10 protein-coding genes are annotated in these 16373 nt (G+C 74.7%); 1 reads left to right on the top strand and 9 read right to left on the bottom strand.

Annotated elements, in window-relative coordinates; genetic code table 11:
• Positions 1-44: 44 nt before the first annotated feature.
• Both IE207_RS14010 and IE207_RS14015 read right to left on the bottom strand, forming a co-directional pair.
• On the bottom strand, positions 45-584 hold the full coding sequence (locus IE207_RS14010; protein WP_190184477.1) for a hypothetical protein: 540 nt from the start codon (positions 582-584) through the stop codon (positions 45-47).
• A 191-nt stretch (positions 585-775) separates the two neighbouring features.
• Positions 776-1813 carry a helix-turn-helix domain-containing protein gene (locus IE207_RS14015; RefSeq protein WP_190184478.1) on the bottom strand — a complete coding sequence of 346 codons (1038 nt, stop codon included), beginning with the start codon at positions 1811-1813 and terminating at the stop codon, positions 776-778.
• Between the two features lie 182 nt (positions 1814-1995).
• On the opposite strand from IE207_RS14015, the gene IE207_RS14020 reads away from it, so the two are divergent.
• Positions 1996-2214 carry a response regulator transcription factor gene (locus IE207_RS14020; RefSeq protein WP_190184479.1) on the top strand — a complete coding sequence of 73 codons (219 nt, stop codon included), beginning with the start codon at positions 1996-1998 and terminating at the stop codon, positions 2212-2214.
• Here IE207_RS14020 and IE207_RS14025 read toward each other — a convergent pair.
• The 7 genes from IE207_RS14025 to IE207_RS14055 form a co-directional block, all read right to left on the bottom strand.
• Positions 2208-3548 (bottom strand): MFS transporter, encoded by a 1341-nt coding sequence (locus tag IE207_RS14025; protein WP_308433593.1) that lies wholly within the window; start codon positions 3546-3548, stop codon positions 2208-2210. The genes IE207_RS14020 and IE207_RS14025 overlap by 7 nt on opposite strands.
• Before the next feature lie 39 nt (positions 3549-3587).
• A complete protein-coding gene (locus IE207_RS14030; protein WP_190184481.1) occupies positions 3588-5153 on the bottom strand; it encodes an amino acid adenylation domain-containing protein in 1566 nt (521 codons plus the stop codon).
• A 98-nt stretch (positions 5154-5251) separates the two neighbouring features.
• Complete coding sequence (locus IE207_RS14035) at positions 5252-8503, bottom strand: non-ribosomal peptide synthetase (protein ID WP_190184482.1); 3252 nt, start codon at positions 8501-8503, stop codon at positions 5252-5254.
• Positions 8504-8846: 343 nt separating this feature from the next.
• On the bottom strand, positions 8847-12062 hold the full coding sequence (locus tag IE207_RS14040; RefSeq protein WP_190184483.1) for a non-ribosomal peptide synthetase: 3216 nt from the start codon (positions 12060-12062) through the stop codon (positions 8847-8849).
• Entirely contained in the window at positions 12059-13828 is a 1770-nt protein-coding gene (locus IE207_RS14045; protein WP_190184484.1) for a condensation domain-containing protein, read from the bottom strand. Before IE207_RS14045 ends, IE207_RS14040 begins: the two co-directional genes overlap by 4 nt.
• Positions 13825-14046 (bottom strand): MbtH family protein, encoded by a 222-nt coding sequence (locus tag IE207_RS14050; RefSeq protein WP_190184485.1) that lies wholly within the window; start codon positions 14044-14046, stop codon positions 13825-13827. Before IE207_RS14050 ends, IE207_RS14045 begins: the two co-directional genes overlap by 4 nt.
• A 59-nt stretch (positions 14047-14105) precedes the next feature.
• Entirely contained in the window at positions 14106-16373 is a 2268-nt protein-coding gene (locus tag IE207_RS14055; RefSeq protein ID WP_190184486.1) for a pyridoxal-phosphate dependent enzyme, read from the bottom strand.

Genomic DNA, 16373 nt, shown 5'->3' on the forward strand with positions numbered 1-16373 from the left:
AGGGAGGGGCCGCCTCGTCGAGGCGGCCCCTCCCTGTACGTTCCTCAGCCCGTCGGGGCGCGTAGACGGGTCACGGCGTAGCGGGCGCCCGCGGTGAACTCGGCCCTGCGCGACCAGTGCGCCGGGACGTACAACACCTCGCCGGGTCGCAGGCGGCACGCGAACGACGAGGGGCCCGGCTCGGCGGCCGCCGCGGTGCGCGTTCGGGACAGCCGCCAGGTTCCGGCGCCGGCGATCTGGTGGACCAGCAGGTGGTCGCCGCTGCCGGCGCCGGGCCGGGCCGCCCGGGCGGGGCCCTCGCCGTCGTCGGCGGTGTCCACGGCGACGGTGCGGGCCGCGAGCCCGGTCAGGCAGCCCAGCTGTACCGTCAGCAGGCCCAGTTGGGCGTTGATCAGCTCCGGATCGCAGGCCCCGGGCCCTTCGACGAGGGCGGGATGGTCGTACTCGGGCCACAGGATGCCGGGGGCGCGTCCGAGGTGGACCGACAGGAAGTAGCCCAGTTCGCGCAAGTGCAGCGCCGCCGGTTCCTCCTCGGGGCGGCGCCCCCGCCAGCACCCCGTGGATCCGTCGTCCGGCATGTCCATGTGCCCCGCCCCTTTTGACTCGCGCCGATCGGCCGCTGTTCGGCGACGGCCGCCTCCCGGCACGGGCGCGCGGGCGACGGACCGTCAGCTCACGGCTCTCATCGGGGAAGCATCCGCCACGGGTCGGCGCGGACACCAGACACGTGAGCCCGGTACCGGATTCACGCGACAAGGGGCCTGCCGCCGGGGGTTCACTCCTCGGGCACGCCGGTGTCGGTGAGGCCGGGGCCGGCTTCGGCGGCGGCGAGACCCGGATCGGCGCCGAGCAGTCCGCGCATGGCCGCCGCGACACCCGCCTGGAACCGGCTGCCGGCGCCCAGCTCCTCCATGATGTCCGCGATGTGACGGCGCGCCGTACGCAGGGACATGCCCAGCCGACGGGCGATGGCCTCGTCCTTGAGCCCCGCGCCGAGGAGTTTGATGATCGTCTCGTGGATCTCGCGCGCCACCTCCTCCAGCCCCTGTCCGGCGGCGTTGGAGAAGGGTGTCGCCAGGTCCCAGGTCTGCTCGAAGATGGAGCAGAGGTAGGCCACGGTGGAGGGCTCGCGAATGACCACCGCCCCCCAACTGCCGTCCTGTGCCGGGATGAAGGCCAGTTCGCGGTCGAAGACGATCAGGCGGCCGAACAGCTCGTGCGCGGTGCGGTACTCCGCACCGAGGGCCGAGGCCGCGGCGACGTAGGCCTGGCTGGGTCCGTTGAACCGCGCGGTGTGGTGGTAGAGGCTGCGGATCGATATGCCGCGTTTGAGCATGGCCTCATCACGGCGCAGCGCCTCCTGCATGGCCTCCGGCACCCGGCTGCCGCCGCCCGGCTGCGAGGTCAGCATCTCCCGGACACAGGCGTCCGAGGCCCGGTTGAGGGCGCCGCGCACGTCCTGGAGGTTCTCCAGGACCTCCAGGGACTCGCCCGCGGAGCGGCGTTGGAGGTAGTGCGGTTCGAAGCGGCCGAGTTCCGCCCGGATCCCGCTGATCATCCGCTCGCGCTCGCGGATCTGCACCTCCAGCGGGGCGACGAGCTGGGAGGCGGCGGTGTCGGGCGCCACGGCGAAGGCCACCGAGGTGTCGTCGGGGCCCACGTGCAGCAGGTGCGCCCGGCGCAGCCGTTGCGTACTGCGCCGCACCTCCTCCGGATCGCGGCCGGTCGCGGAGGCGACGGCGTCCACTTCGAGGCTCCGGTGTTCGAGCACCCATCCGTAGACGTCCAGGTCGGCGTCCTCCAGATCAGGCACCAGGTCGGAATCCACTCTTGCCCCATTTTGCACTTTTTACCCCGGGTCGCTTTGCTGCCAGGCATGTTGGTGAGGTGCCCGTCCCCTGGCCCCAGGATAGACAAGACGAAAGTCTGTTCCTACGGAACACGGCGGCGCCGACGCCCCGTCACCACGCATCCGGACAACCCGAGGAGAACCCCGTGCACGACACCGCTGTGAACACCGCCGCCCTCACCCCGCGCGAGCGGGAGGTCCTCGCCCACCTCGCGCAGGGCGACACGTACCGGATCATCGCCCGCCGGATGGGGCTCAGCCCGCACACCGTCGACACCTACCTCCGCCGGCTGCGCAGCAAGACCGGGGCCGTCAACCGCACCCAGCTCACCCACCTCGCGTTCCAGCTCGGCTACGGCTACTGAGCGGCGGCCGGGGCGGCGGCCCGCTCGTCGAACCCGCGCATCCGGCGCAGCGGTGAGCACACCAGGACCAGGGGGGCCGCGGACAGGGCCGCGGTGAAGAGCCACAGCGCGGTCCGTACGCCGAACAGCTCGCCGAGAACACCGGCGAGCACGCCGCTGACCGGCAGGACCCCCCACACCAGGAAGCGCATGGTGGCCGTCATGCGCCCGAGCAGGTGCGGCGGGCACACGGTCTGCCGGTAGGCCACCTGGCAGATGTTGTACACGGTCACCCCGGCCGACTGGACCAGCGATCCCAGCACGAACAGCGCGATGCGCCAGCCGTTCCCGGCCAGCGGCAGCAGGAGCCCGAACGGCATCGTGACCAGCAGCGACAGCCAGGTCAGCCGCGCCGCTCCCACGGCGCGCGTCAGACGCTCGGTGGCGACCGCCGCGAGGAGGGAGCCGATCGTGGCCGTCGTCAGCACCCAGCCGACCGCCGCGGGCGCCAGCCCCACGGTCCGGGTCAGGAAGAGGACCTCGACCGCCATGACCCCGCTCAGGAACAGGTTCACCGAGGCCGTGTTCAGGGCGATGAGCCGCAGGACGCGGTGCCCCAGCACGTAGCCGAGGCCCTCGCGGATGTCGCGGAGCAGGTGGCCCCGCCCGGCCGGGGCACGCCGCTCCTCCCTCGCCCCGATCCGTCCCAGGAGCACGACGGAGGCCAGCGAGGTGACCGCCTGCCCGGCGAGGGTGCCGACCGGGCCGAACAGCTGGACGAGGAAACCCGCGACGCCGGGCCCGCTGAACTCGGCGGCCGAACGCACCGTCTCCAGCTTGGAGTTGCCGCCGACCAGGGTGGATTCCCCCACCAGGGTCGGCAGGTAGCTCTGGTCGGCCACGTCGCCGAACAGGCGGGCGCAGCCCAGCAGCAGGGCCACCGCGTACAGCAGCGGCATGGAGTGCAGGTGAAATGCGTACGCGACCGGCAGGCCGGTCAGCAGGGCGGCGCGGGCCAGGTCGGCGCCGATCATCACCCTGCGTCGGCGCATCCGGTCGACCCACGCGCCCGCGGGCAGCCCGAGCAGCAGGAAGGCCGCCTGTTCGGCCGCTGCCAGCAGACCGACCTCCATCGCCGAGGCGTGCAGGGTGAGGACCGCCATCAGGGGCAGGGCGACGTAAGTGATGCTGTTGCCCAGCTCGTTGCATATGTGCGAGGACATGAACAGACGGAAGTCGCGCCGCCGCCTGCGTTCGAGGGGGGACGGCCCGGCTTCGCGACCCGGCGGGGACACGGGCGCGGACGGGGGCACGGACGGGGGCGCGGACGCCGGTTCCGCGGCGGGGACGGACACCTGGAGGTTCCTTCGGGTAGGAGGTTCGGGGGACTCGCGTCAGCGGGACGCGGTCGCCGGGGAGGGTAGCGCGGGCAGGGCCCGCGGATCGAGCTTGCCACCGGGCGTGCGGGGCAGTTGCGCCAGCATCACCAGATGGGCCGGAACCAGATGCCCCGGCACCCGGCGGGCGAGGTGGGCGCGCAGCTCCCGCGCGTCCAGCGTGCTGCCCGCCACCGCCACCACGTAGGCCGCGACCTGGGGCTCGCCTCGGTCGCGCACCGCGCGGGCGACCACGTCCACGACGTCGGGGTGGGCGGCGACGGCGGCCTCGACCTCCTTGAGCTCCACCCGGAAGCCGCGGATCTTGACCTGGTCGTCCGCGCGACCCAGGAACTCCAGCGTGCCGTCCGCCGTTCGCCGGACCCGGTCACCGGTGCGGTACATCCGCTCGCCCGGCCGCGCGCCGAAGGGGTCGGCCACGAAGCGTTCCGAAGTCGGCGCCGGCCTGTCGTGGTAGCCGCGGGCCAGGCAGTCGCCGGCGAGGTACAGCTCGCCCGCCGCGCCGGCCGGCGCCTCGGCCAGTGCCCCGTCCAGGACGTAGGCCCGCACACCCGGGAGCGGGATGCCCAGCGGGATGACCTCGTCACCGGTGAAGGCCGCCAGCTCCGTCGGTCCGGCCTCGTAGGAGGTGGCGGTGATCGTCGACTCGGTCAGGCCGTAGCAGCTGACCACGGGCGGGCCGCCCGCGGCGGCCCAGCGGCTCAGGTCGGCGGTGCGTCCGGCGTCGCTGCCGATGACCACCCGGCGCAGCGCTACGGGCAGTTGCCGGGGCCGGCGCTCCACGTCCTTCGCCCATTGGGCCCAGTAGGGGGTGGGCAGGTTCACCACGCTCACCCCGCGCTCGGCCAGGAAGGGTTCCAGCTCGGCGGGCGACAGGACGTTGTCCTCCACGAAGACGGCCGCGCCGCCCGTGCACCAGGTGGGCAGGGCCTCCTCCAGCGCCACGTCGAAGGCGGGTGCCGCGAACTGCAGCACGCGGTCCGCCGCCGTCAGTCCGTAGCGCTCCGCCAGGACCGCGCTCTGCGCGGCGAGTCCCCGGTGGGCCACCGCCACGGGCTTGGGCTGCCCGGTCGACCCCGAAGTGAACAGCACGTAGGCGAGCGAGTCGGGATCGCACCGCACCGGCTCGGGCAGCGCCGCCTGCCCGGCTTCCTCCACGGTCCATGCGCTCGTGTCGGCCCAGAACAGCTCGCGCCCGCAGCGCCGTTGCAGGGCGGCCGCCGCGAGGTGGCCGGGGGCGACCGCGTACCGGGTACCGGCGGCGTCCGCCAGCGTACGGAGCCTCTCGTCGGGGGTGTCGAGGTCCACCGGCAGCAGCGCCGCGCCCGCGTACCAGATCCCGAGGACGCCGACCGCCCAGTGCAGGCCCCGGCGCACGCCGAGCAGCACGGTGTCCTCCGGGCCCGCGCCGGCGGCCCGGAGCTCCCGGGCCAGGGCGCGGGCGCGCAGGTCGAGCCGGCGGTACGTCAGCTCGCCCTCCGGCCCGCGCGCCGCGATCGCGTCGGGGGTGAGGGCCGCCTGCCGCGCGATGCGCAGCGGTACGGGGGGCTCGGTGCGGGTCATGGTGTCTCCAGGTCGGTACGGGTGGCGGGCGGCCGGGGCCGGGAGGCCCCGGCCGTCGGCGATCGGGCAGGTGGGGTGGGCGCGGTGAGGAGGGCCGGTCAGGCACGGTCCCGGGCGCGCGGGCGCAGCACGGGACGGGGCCTGGCGGGTGCGTCGGCGCCGGCCGCCCCGGCGGCGGCGATGCGGACGGCCAGTCCGGCGGGGGTGGGCGTCTCGAAGAGGTCCCGGATGGTCAGCTGGGCGCCGCATTCGCTGCGGATGCGGCCCATGAGCCGGGTGGCGAGCAGGGAATGCCCGCCGTGTGCGAAGAAGTCGTCGTCCGGGCCGGCGCCGGGCAGGCCCAGCACCTCGGCGAAAATCGCGCAGACCGCCTGCTCGGCCGGGGTCTCGGGGGCGCGGCCGGCGGGACGCGCCACGGTGGCGGGGTCCGGCAGGGCCTTGCGGTCGAGCTTGCCGTTGGTGGTGAGCGGGAAGGCGGGCAGGGCCAGGAACATGGCGGGGACCATGTAGTTCGGCAGGGCCAGCCCGAGGGCGGAGCGTACCTCCTCGGGCGTGGGCGAGCCGGTGTAGTAGGCGATCAAGCGCTGCTGTCCGGCGTGGTCGCGGTCGACGGCGACCACGGCCTCGGTGACGCCCGGCACAGCGCGCAGGGCCGTCTCCACCTCGCCCAGCTCGATGCGGTTGCCGCGGATCTTGACCTGGTGGTCCTGGCGGCCGAGGAAGTCGAGCTGGCCGTCCGCGCGGAGCCGGGCCAGGTCGCCGGTGCGGTACATCCGGCTGCCCGGCTCGGCGGCGAACGGGTCGGGTACGTAGCGCTCGCTGGTGCGGCGGGGGTCGCGCAGGTAGCCGGGGCCCACACCCGTTCCCGCGATGAACAGTTCGCCGGGAACCCCCGGCGGCACCGGGGCGAGTCCCGGGTCGAGGATGTACAGGCGGTTGTTGCGCAGCGGCCGGCCGACGGGCAGCCGCCCGTGTTCGAGCAGGGCGCCCACGTCATGGCCGATGAAGGCGTGGGTGTTGTCGTCGGAGCACTCGGTGAGGCCGTAGGCGTTGATGACGGCCGCGTCCGGGTAGCGGGCGTACCAGCGTTCGCACAGTTCCGGGGGCAGGACCTCGCCGTTGACGATGAACCAGCGCAGGTCGGGGAGCGCGGGCGGGACGGCACCGGTGTCCCAGAGGTCGACGGCGGCGCGGACGAAGGAGGGCACCGTCTCCAGCACGGTGATGCCGCGGTGCGCCGCGTCGGCGAAGAGTACGGCCGGGTCGCGGGCCGTGTCCCGGCTGACGAGGTGGACCCGGCCGCCGGTGATCAGAGGGGCGAGCATCTGCCAGACGGAGATGTCGAAGGTGAGCGGGGCGTTCATCACCACCCGGTCGCCGGGCGTCAGTTCGAGGTCGTCCAGCTTGCTGAGCAGGTGGTTGTTCATGCCGCGCCGGTGCACCATGGCGCCCTTGGGCTTGCCGGTGGAGCCGGAGGTGAAGCAGACGTACGCCAGCGCGTCGGGTCCGCCGGCGAGGGGGGCGCGCGTCGGCGGGGCCGTGTCGCCCGTGTCCGCCAGGACCAGGACGCGGACGGCTCCCCCGCAGGCGTCGGCGATCTCCCGGGCCCGTTCCTGCTGGGCGGGCGCGGCCAGCAGCCAGCCGATCCCGCCCGCGCCGAGCAGGTCGGCGGTGCGGGTGACGGGACCCTCGGGGTCGAGCGGTACGTAGGCGGCGCCCGCGCCCAGGATGCCGAGCAGGGCGACGGGGACGGCGGCGGTGGGTTCGCTGAGGACCGCGACGAGGTCTCCGGCGCCGACGCCCGCTTCGAGCAGCCGCAGGCTGAGCGTGTCGGTGCGGGCCACGAGACCGGCGTAGCCGATCTCCTGGCCGCGGTCGTCGGTGACGGCCGTCGTGGCCGGGTTCAGCGCCGCCTGCTCCCGTACCCGCTCGACCACTTCGGCGTAGTCCTCGTCGCAGGCGGTGTCGTTCCACTCGACCAGCACCCGGTGCCGTTCGGCGGCGGACAGCAGGTCCAGCGCACCGACGGGCAGTCGCGGGTCCCGGGCCACGGCCTCCAGGAGGCGGACCAGCCGGTCGAGCATGGCCCGGGCCTGGTCCGCGCCGAAGACGTCCGGGCGGTAGTCGATCTGGAGGCGCAGCCGGGTGCCGGGGACGGCGGTCAGGGTGAGCGGGTAGTGGGCGGCGTCGTGGGGATCGACGGCGGTGACGCGGAGGTCGCCGGTGGAGAGGGCGGCGAGCCCGTCGGCGTCGACGGGGTAGTTCTGGAAGGCGACGCAGGAGTCGAACAGTTCCCCCGCCCCGGCGAGGCGCTGGACCTCCACGAGGCTCAGGTGGTGGTGCTCGATCAGCGCGGCCTGCTCCTCCTGGAGCCGGCCGAAGAGTTCTACGAGGGGCTCGGCGCGGTCGATCCGCACCCGCACCGGGACGGTGTTGATGCACAGCCCCACGATGTCGGCGACGCCGGGAAGTTCCGGGGAGCGGCCGCTGACGATCGCGCCGAACACCACGTCCTCGGAGCGGAGCTGCTGGCCGAGCAGCAGGGCCCAGGCGCCTTGGAGCACGGTGCCCGGAGTCAGCCGGTGGGCGCGGGCCAGTTCGGTGAGCCGGTCGGTGGTGGTCCGGGCCAGCTGGGTCTCGACCCGGTCCGGGAGGACCGCGCCGGGCGGTACGGACGCCGGCGCCGTGCGGCTGCCGCCGGCGAGGCCGGCCAGCGAGCGGCTCCAGGCGTCCCGGGCGGCGCCGGTGTCGCGGGTGTCGAGCCAGCGCAGGAAGGAGGAGTACGGGGTGACGGGCGCGGGCTCGGGGCTGTCGGGGCCGGCGTCGTGGGCGGCGAGGAGTTCGCGCACCAGGACGGGCCAGGACCAGCCGTCCATCAGGATGTGGTGGTAGGTCAGCAGCAGCCGGTGGCTGTGCGGACCGGTGCGGATGAGGGTGAAGCGCAGCAGCGGGGGCCGGGCGAGGTCGAAGCGGCGGGCCCGGTCCTCGGCGAGCAGCGCGTCGAGGGCGCGGCACAGGGCGGGGCCGGCCAGGGCGGAGAGGTCCTCCTCCCGCCAGGGGGCGCGTACGTCGCGCTGGACCACCTGTGCGGGTTCGCCGGAGGCCCGGCGCAGGAAACCGGCGCGGAGGTTGGCGTGCCGGGCGAGGACGCCGTCGGCGGCGTCGCGTAGCCGGCGGGCGTCGAGGGGGCCGGTGAGGTCCAGGAGCAACTGGGCAACGTACACGTCGCGTTCGCTCTCGTCGAAGAGGGAGTGGAAGAGGATGCCCTCCTGGAGCGGTGACAGCGGCAGCACGTCCTCGACGCGGGACCGGACGGACTCGGCGGGCGGCTCGGTCGGGGTGCGGTTCATTGCGGTTACCTCCGGTGGTGCGGTGTGGGTCGGGGCGGTTTGCCCCCCGGGACCCGGCTTGCCGGGCCGGTCCGGCCGCTCCGGCCGTCGGGAGCCGGGCGAACGGTCCGGCCCGTTCGGAGCCGGATGGCTCAGGGACGAGCCGGGAGCCGGGCGGGCCCGGCGGGTCAGGCCGTACAGGACGGACGCCGCGGCCACGACGGGGCCCGTACGGGGCCGGTTTGGCTCAGGCGCGGCTATGGAGCCAGGCGGGTCAGGCCGGGTGGGAGCGGCGCGGCCGAGACGGCCCGTACGGGAGCCGGGTGGCTCGGGCGCGGCCCGGGAGTCGGGCCGGGCCGGCGGGTCAGGCCGGGTGGGAGCGGCGCGGGCGGCGGATCACCGCCGGCTCGTCGGCCGGGGTGCCCGCCGCGCTCGCGGCCAGCGCCCCCGCCAGTTCCTCCACCGTCGGCTTCGCGAAGAAGGTACGGATGCCCACGGTCGCGCCGAGCGCCGAGCGGATCTCGGCCAGGAGCCGGGTGGCCAGCAGCGAATGGCCGCCCAGGTCGAAGAAGTTGTCGCGGATCCCGACCGGCTCGTGGCCGAGGACGGCCTCCCAGACGGCGCACAGGGCGCGCTCGGTCTCGGTCCGCGGGGCCACGTGGGCCCGGTCGGGGGCCGCCGGGGCGGGAGCGGGCAGGGCCGCCGTGTCGATCTTGCCGTTGGGTGTCACGGGGAACCGGTCCAGCAGCGTGAGCGTGTGCGGGACCATGTAGTCCGGCAAGGCCGCGGCGAGGTGTTCGCGCAGTGCGGCCGCGCTCGGGGCCCCGGCGCCCTCGGCCGGCACGGCGTATCCGGCGAGCGCGGGTCCGGCGGGGCCGCTCACCACGGTGACGGCGGCCTGTCCCACGGCGGGGTGCGCGGCGAGCACGTTCTCGATCTCGCCGGGTTCGATGCGCAGGCCGCGGATCTTGACCTGGCGGTCGGCCCGGCCGAGGTACTCCACCTGGCCGGCCGCGTTCCAGCGGGCGCGGTCGCCGGTACGGTACATCCGCTCCCCCGCGGGCCCGTAAGGGCAGGCCACGAAGCGTTCCGCGGTCAGGCCGGGACGGCCCAGGTAGCCCTGCGCCAGGCCGCTGCCGGCGATGTACAGCTCGCCGGGAACCCCCGGCGGCACGGGTGCGAGCCGGTCGTCGAGGACGTACAGCCGGGTGCCGTCCAGGGGCCGGCCGATGGGGATCCGGCCGGCCGGGACACGGCTGCCGGGCGGGAGGGGGAAGGTGGCCGAGAAGGTGGTGGTCTCCGTCGGCCCGTACGCGTTGGTGACGGTGGTGTCCGGGCAGGCCTCGCGGACGCGGCGGACCATGGGCGGCGAGGCGGCCTCGCCCCCGGTCATCACCTCGCGCAGGGAGGCGAGTTCGGGCAGGTGCGCATCGGCCAGTACGTTGAAGAGGGTGGCCGTGAGGAAGGTGCCGGTGACCTTCCGGTCGGCGATCAGGCGGGCGAGTTCCGCGACGTCCAGGTCCCCTGGCGGGGCCACCACGACGAGTCCGCCGTTCAGCAGCGGCACCCACAGCTCGTAGGTGGAGGCGTCGAAGGCGTGCGGGGAGCGGAACAGGACCCGCTCGTGGGCGCCGCCGCGCCAGCGGCCGTCCCGCGCGAGGGCGACGACCTCGCGGTGCGCGACGGCGACCCCCTTGGGGGTGCCGGTGGAACCGGAGGTGTACATCACGTAGGCGAGGGCGTCGGCGTGGCCGGGGCCGCGGGCGGCGGTACGCGCGGAGCGGACGGCCTCCGTACCGGGTCCGGGCCGCAGTACGCGGCCGGCACCGAGGGCTTCGACGAGTGCGCCGTCGGACTGCGGCGAGTCCGTGATCAGTACGGTCGCACCGGCTCCGGCCACCACGGCCGCGGAACGCGCCCGCGGGGCCCGCGCGTCCAGCGGCAGGTAGGCGGCTCCGGCCTTGAGCACGCCCAGGCAGGCGGCGATCAGCTCGACGGAGCGCTCCATCAGCACGGCGACGGCGTCGCCGGGGCGCACCCCGAGGTCCTCCAGGCGGTCGGCGACGGCGTCGGAGAGCAGGTCGAGCTCCCCGTACGTGGCCTGCCGGTCGGTGCAGACCACGGCGGTGCGGCGGGGGTGCTCCGCGGCCCGCTCCGAGAACAGCGCGTGCACGGTGGCGCGGGAGTCCTGTGGCTGCGGCCGGCCGCCCGCACGGCCCTCCAGCAGCTCGGCGCGCTCTTCGGGGGCGAGGACGTCCAGTGCGGCGAGGGGTGTGGCGGGTTCGCGCAGGGCCTCGGCGGTCAGCCGTACCAGCCGGTCGAGCAGTGCCTGCGCCGTGGCCTCGTCGAACAGGTCGCCCGCGTACTCCAGGGCCAGCCGGATCCCGGCCGGGTCGCCGGTGACGGGGTCGCGGCGCTCGTCGACCTCCAGGGTCAGGTCGAACTTGGCGGTCCCGGTACGGATCGCCTCCACCTCCGTGCGCAGGCCCGGCAGTTCGGGGCCCGGCCCCTCGCCGCGCTGACCGGCGACGGCGACCTGGAACAGCGGGTGCCGGGACGGGGAGCGGGCCGGGTTGAGCCGTTCGACCAGGGACTCGAAGGGGACGTCCTGGTGCACGTGGGCGTCCAGGACCGCGTCGCGCACCCGGTCGAGCAGCTCTTCGAACGTCGGGTCGCCGGAGGTGTCGGCACGGACGACGAGGGTGTGCACGAAGAGGCCGACGACGTCGTTCAGGGCTTCGTCGTCACGCCCGTCGACGGGGCAGCCCAGCGGCAGGTCGGTGCCCGCGCCGAGCCGGGTGAGCAGCGCGGCGAAGGCGGCCTGCACCGCCATGAACGGCGTCGCCCGCCGGGCCCGGGCGAGGTTCGCGAGCGCGGTGTGCAGGGTCGGGTCGAGGAGCGCGGTCACCACCGCGCCGCGGTGGGAGGCGACGGGTGGGCGCGGCCGGTCGGCCGGCAGTTCCAGTTCCCCGGGCAGCCCCTCCAGGGTGCGGGTCCAGTGGGCGAGCTGCCGGGCGTGGAGGGACTGCGGATCGGCGGCGTCGCCGAGCAGTTCGCGCTGCCAGATCGCGAAGTCCGGGTACTGGAGCGTCAGTTCCGGCCACAGCGGATCCTGGTGGCGGATCCTGGCGGTATAGGCGGCGGCGAGGTCCCGGACCAGGATGTCCAGGGACCGGCCGTCCCCCGCGATGTGGTGCAGGACGATCAGCAGGTAGTGGTCCTCGTCGCCCTGGGTGAACAGTTGGGCGCGCAGGGGGATTTCGTTCGCGAGGTCGAACGGGCGCCGTACGGCGGCGGCGATCAGCCGCTCGCGCTCCTCACGGGTGCAGGGGACGACGGGCAGGTCCGGTGCGGCGGTACCGGCGGGGAGGACCTCCTGCCGGGGGCGGCCCCCGTCGTCCGGGAAGAGGGTGCGGAGCGCTTCGTGCCGGTCCGTGACGTCCGCCAGGGCGCCGCGCAGCGCATCATGGTCGAGCGTGCCCCGCAGGCTCAGCCCGACGGGGATGCTGTACTGCGCGCCGTCCGCGCCGTCACGGCCGAGGAACCACAGCCGTTGCTGGGCGTGGGACAGAGGGATCACAGCAGTTCTCCGAGCTGGGATTCGAAGGAGTCGAGGTCCGCTTGGCTGATGTCGGCCAGCGACACGTCGGACGGGGTCAGTGCGGCCGCGCCGGGCTTGGCGGTGTACCGGGCGAGGGCCCGCAGCATGGCGAACCACTCCTCGGCGAGGGCGCGGACCCGTGTGCCCGGGTAGGCGTTGCCGGCCCAGGTCCAGGTGGCGTTGAGGGTCAGCCCGTCGGGTCCCTCGTGGGCGGCCGCGTTGACTTCCACGGCGTGGGCCATCGGCAGGCCCTCGTCCGCGTCGTCGAGGGCGAAGGCGTGCCCGGGGGCGGCGGACCATGCGCGGTCGTCTCCCATCGGGAAGCGGCCGAGGTAGTTGAAGCCGATCTCGGGGATCCCGCGCCGGGCGAGGCCCGGGCCGGTGTGCGAGTTGAGGTGGCGCAGCAGCCCGAAGCCGATCCCCTTGTCGGGGACGGCGCGCAGGTCTTCCTTGACCCGGCGCAGGGCGGCGCCGAGGGCCGGCCCGGCGGCCCGGGCATCGGCGGGGTCGGTCGGTCCCAGGTCGAGGCGGACCGGGTAGACGGTGGTGAACCAGCCGACGGTACGGGACAGGTCCAGGCCGTCGACCACGTCCTCCCGGCCGTGCCCCTCGACGTCGACCAGGACCCGGCCGCCGGCCGGGTCCGTGCCGGGCGGGCCGTCGCCGTCGCCGTCGCGGCGCCAGTTCAGCACCGCCAGGGCCAGGCCGGTGAGCAGCACGTCGTTGACGGTGCCGTTGACCAGGCCGGGGGCGGCCGTCAGCAGGGGCCCGGTGAACTCCGGCGGCAGGGTGAGCACATGGGTGTTCCGCGCCGTCTCCGGGTCGAGCGGGCCGGGTGCGCGCACGCCGGCCAGTGGGGCGGGGGCCGGGCGCAGTACGTCGTCCCAGCGGGCGGCCTCGGCCATCCGGCGGCCCGAGGTCGCTTCGGCGCGCAACAGGTCCGCCCAGTGCGCGAACGGGGTGTGCACCGGGTCGGGTGCCGGGGCGGCGCCCGAGGCCAGGGCGGCCCAGCAGGTGCGCAGGTCGTCCTGGAGGATGCGCCAGGACACGCCGTCGACGGCCAGGTGGTGGACGACCAGGGCGAGGCGTCCCTGCCGGTCGGCGCCGCGGTCGAGCAGTACGGCCCGCAGCATGGTCCCCTCCCGGGGCGAGAGCAGCGCCCGGGCGGCCCTCATGTGGCCGCGCATGAGGGCGGGCAGCTCCTCGTCGGTGGCGAAGCGGGCGTCCACGCACGCGACGAGCGCCGCGGCGGACACCGTCCCCGGCTCGGGGATCCGTGCCGCGGGCACGGGCGCCGCGAGGCCCTCGGGGAGCCTCAGCCGCAGGACGTCGTGGGTGTCGAGCAGGGCCTGTACGAGGCGTTCGGCCGCCGGGGCGTCGAAGCCCGCCGGCGTACGGACCACGAGCGACTGGTTGTAGGTGTCGACGGGGCCGTCCAGTTCCCCGAGCCACTCCATGATCGGTGTGGCGGCGAGCGGGCCGAAGCGGCGCGGCGGCGTCACCGGCCCGGACCGGTCGCGGGTCCGGTCGTCCGTGCGGGCCGCGGCGGCGAGGGCGCTGACGCTCTCGCTGCGCAGCACCTCGCGGGTCGTGACGACCAGCCCCGCCAGGCGCGCCCGGCTGACGACCTGGATGGCCTGGATGCTGTCGCCGCCGAGGCCGGTGAAGCTCTGCCCGGGGTGTACCCGGGGCAGGCCGAGGACTTCCGCGAACAGGGTGCACAGAGTGGTTTCGTGGGCGGTCACCGGGGAGCGTTCCCGGACAGGGCGGCGACCAGCGAGGCCGGTCGCATGTCGGTCCAGTTCCGCTCGACGTAGTCCAGGCAGTTCTGGCGCCCGTCGGGTCCGTGCACCGGGGTCCAGCCGGCGGGGACGGGCTGGGCGGCCGGCCACAGGGAGTGCTGGAGCTGCTCGTTGCGCAGGACGGTGTAGGAGGCCTGGTCGTTCTCGAAGGGGTTGCTCATGGAAGTCACCTCGGGGTGGGTGGAAGGGAACGGGAAAGGAAGGGAAGGGAAGAAGGCCGTCAGCTCCGGGGCGCGGGGCCCACGGACAGGCGCACCAGGCTGTGGGCGGCGTCGAGGGCCTCGGTGACCCGCTGCGGCTCGGGGTGGCTCGCGATGAGGTGCCCGAGCCGGTCGGCGGCGCTCCGGGGACGCCGTACGGGGGTTCCGGGGGCGGCGGTGACCGTGACGGCCTCGATGCCCTCGGTCCGGGCCGCCGCCCCGGTGCCCTCGACGGACTCCAGGACCCCGTCGGTGTCGGCGAGCAGGAACTGGATGCCCGCGTGGCCCTCGTGGACGGCTTTCAGCTCGGGCGGAAGTCCGACGGCCACCCGCAGCTGCTGTTCGAGGAGCCGTACTCCGGTGGCGAGCCGTACCAGTTCGGGGATCATCCCGCCCGCCAGCCGCGGGTTGATCTCGACGACGGCAGGCCCTTCGGGGGTCAGTTTCACCTCGGTGTGGGTGGCGCCGAGGCGGACGCCGGCCGCTTCGAGGGCCGCGGCCACCGTCTCGGTGATCCGCTGTGCCGTCCCGGCCGGGAGCGGGGCGGGGAACAGGTGCCGGTGCTCCACGAAGTACGGGCTGCCCGTGACGGACTTGGCCGTGATGCCCACGCACTCGGTGCGCCCGTCCCACGTGAACATCTCCACGCTGTACTCCGGCCCGTCGAGGAACTCCTCCACGAGTACGGTGCGCGCGGTCGGCATGCCCCGGGCGTTGGTGGTGACGGCGAGGATGCGGGTGGCGTGGGCGGCCGCGGTGGCCTCGTCGGTGCAGAGCAGCACGCCGGTCGAGCCGGAGTCGTCGGCGGGCTTGACCACGCAGGGCAGTCCGGTGCGGGCCACGGCGCCGGCGACCTGGGAGGGGTCCCGGACGACCGCGTACCGCGGCTGGCGCACACCGGCCGCGCGCAGTGTCCCGCGCAGGGCGGACTTGTCGCGGCAGACGGCCATCGCCTCCTGCGGGTTGCCGGGCAGGCCGAGCCAGCGGGACAGGCCCGCCACGGCCGGTACGTAGAAGTCGCTGGTGGTGGTGATGCCGGCGATCTCCTCGCGCCGGAAGCGCTCCTGGATCGCGGTGCGCAGCGCGGGCACGGAGTTGGTGTCGCAGCGCACCACCTCGGCGCCGGTTGCCTCCAGCCCGCGGTAGCGGTCCGGGTCGCCGGTCAGCAGGACGGGTACGCAGTTCAGGTCCCGGGCCAGGTCCAGGGCCAGCATCCCGGTGCCGGTGGTGTTGGACTCCACGAACAGCAGGTGGCGCAGGATGTCCGCGGGAGCTTCGTAGTCGCTGCGCGACCAGGTGCGGGCGACCCGGCCGGCGGGGACGGCGGCGGGCCGGGTCGCGCGCGGCACCTCCGTGAGGGAGTGGGCGGCCCAGTGGGCTTCGTCGTAGACGGTGTCGGCGTAGCGGTCGCCCCGGTCGGGCAGGATGCCGACGATGCGGGTGCCCGGTTCGGCGCGCTCCGCGAGGTCGCCGAGCACCCGGTAGACGGAACCGGAGGTGTTGCCGCCGAAGATCTGCTGCTCGCGGGCGAGGTCCCAGGCGGACGCGAAGGCCTCGTGGTCGTTGAGCCAGTGCACCTCGTCCACGAGCGGGCGGTCGAGGTTCGCGGGAAGCAGGCTGTTGCCCAGCCCGCTCTGCAAGCGCTGCGGTACGTCGGGCTGGCCGAAGAGGGCGCTGCCGACGCAGTCGACGCCGACCACGCGCAGCCCCGGCAGGGTCTCCTTGACGGCTCGGGCGGTGCCGCACAGCGAGCCGCCGCTGCCGACGGCCCCGACCAGGGTGTGGAACTCGCCGAGGTCTTGTATGAGTTCGGCGGCCAGGCCGCGGTAGGCGCCGGGGTTGTCGGGGTTGGTGTACTGCTGCGGCCAGAACGCGCCGGGCAGTTCGCGCATCAGCTCCGCGAGCCGCTCCAGGCGGGCGCTTTGCCAGCCGTGGCTGGTCATCGCCTCGACCACGTGGACCTGACAGCCCAGGGCGCGCAGTTTGGCGAGGGTGACGGGGTCGATGCGGGGGTCGGTGACGATGTGGACCTCGTGGCCGAGCGCCCGGCCGACCAGGGCCACGCCCAGGGCCATGGTGCCGGACGAGCTCTCGATGACGGGGGCTCCGGGGGCGAGGACGCCGAGCCTGCGGGCCTCGAAGAGGATGTTGCGGGCGACGCGGTCCTTCATGGCGAACAGGTTCTGCAGTTCCAGCTTGGCGTAGACCTCCACCCCGCGTGCCTCGCCCAGGCGGAGCCGGATCAGGGGGGTCCGGCCGATCGCGTCGGTGACGGTGTCGAACAGCAT

Origin of the sequence: Streptomyces cirratus (assembly GCF_014650775.1) — a bacterium.
Taxonomy (GTDB): Bacteria; Actinomycetota; Actinomycetes; order Streptomycetales; family Streptomycetaceae; genus Streptomyces; species Streptomyces cirratus.

What these genes read in the sequence shown, in the direction of transcription:
- IE207_RS14010 (WP_190184477.1), bottom strand. Translation starts at nt 584, where the DNA reads ATGGACATGCCGGACGACGGATCCACGGGGTGCTGGCGGGGGCGCCGC.
- IE207_RS14035 (WP_190184482.1), bottom strand. Translation starts at nt 8,503, where the DNA reads ATGAACCGCACCCCGACCGAGCCGCCCGCCGAGTCCGTCCGGTCCCGC.
- IE207_RS14050 (WP_190184485.1), bottom strand. Translation starts at nt 14,046, where the DNA reads ATGAGCAACCCCTTCGAGAACGACCAGGCCTCCTACACCGTCCTGCGC.
- IE207_RS14030 (WP_190184481.1), bottom strand. Translation starts at nt 5,153, where the DNA reads ATGACCCGCACCGAGCCCCCCGTACCGCTGCGCATCGCGCGGCAGGCG.
- IE207_RS14055 (WP_190184486.1), bottom strand. Translation starts at nt 16,373, where the DNA reads ATGCTGTTCGACACCGTCACCGACGCGATCGGCCGGACCCCCCTGATC.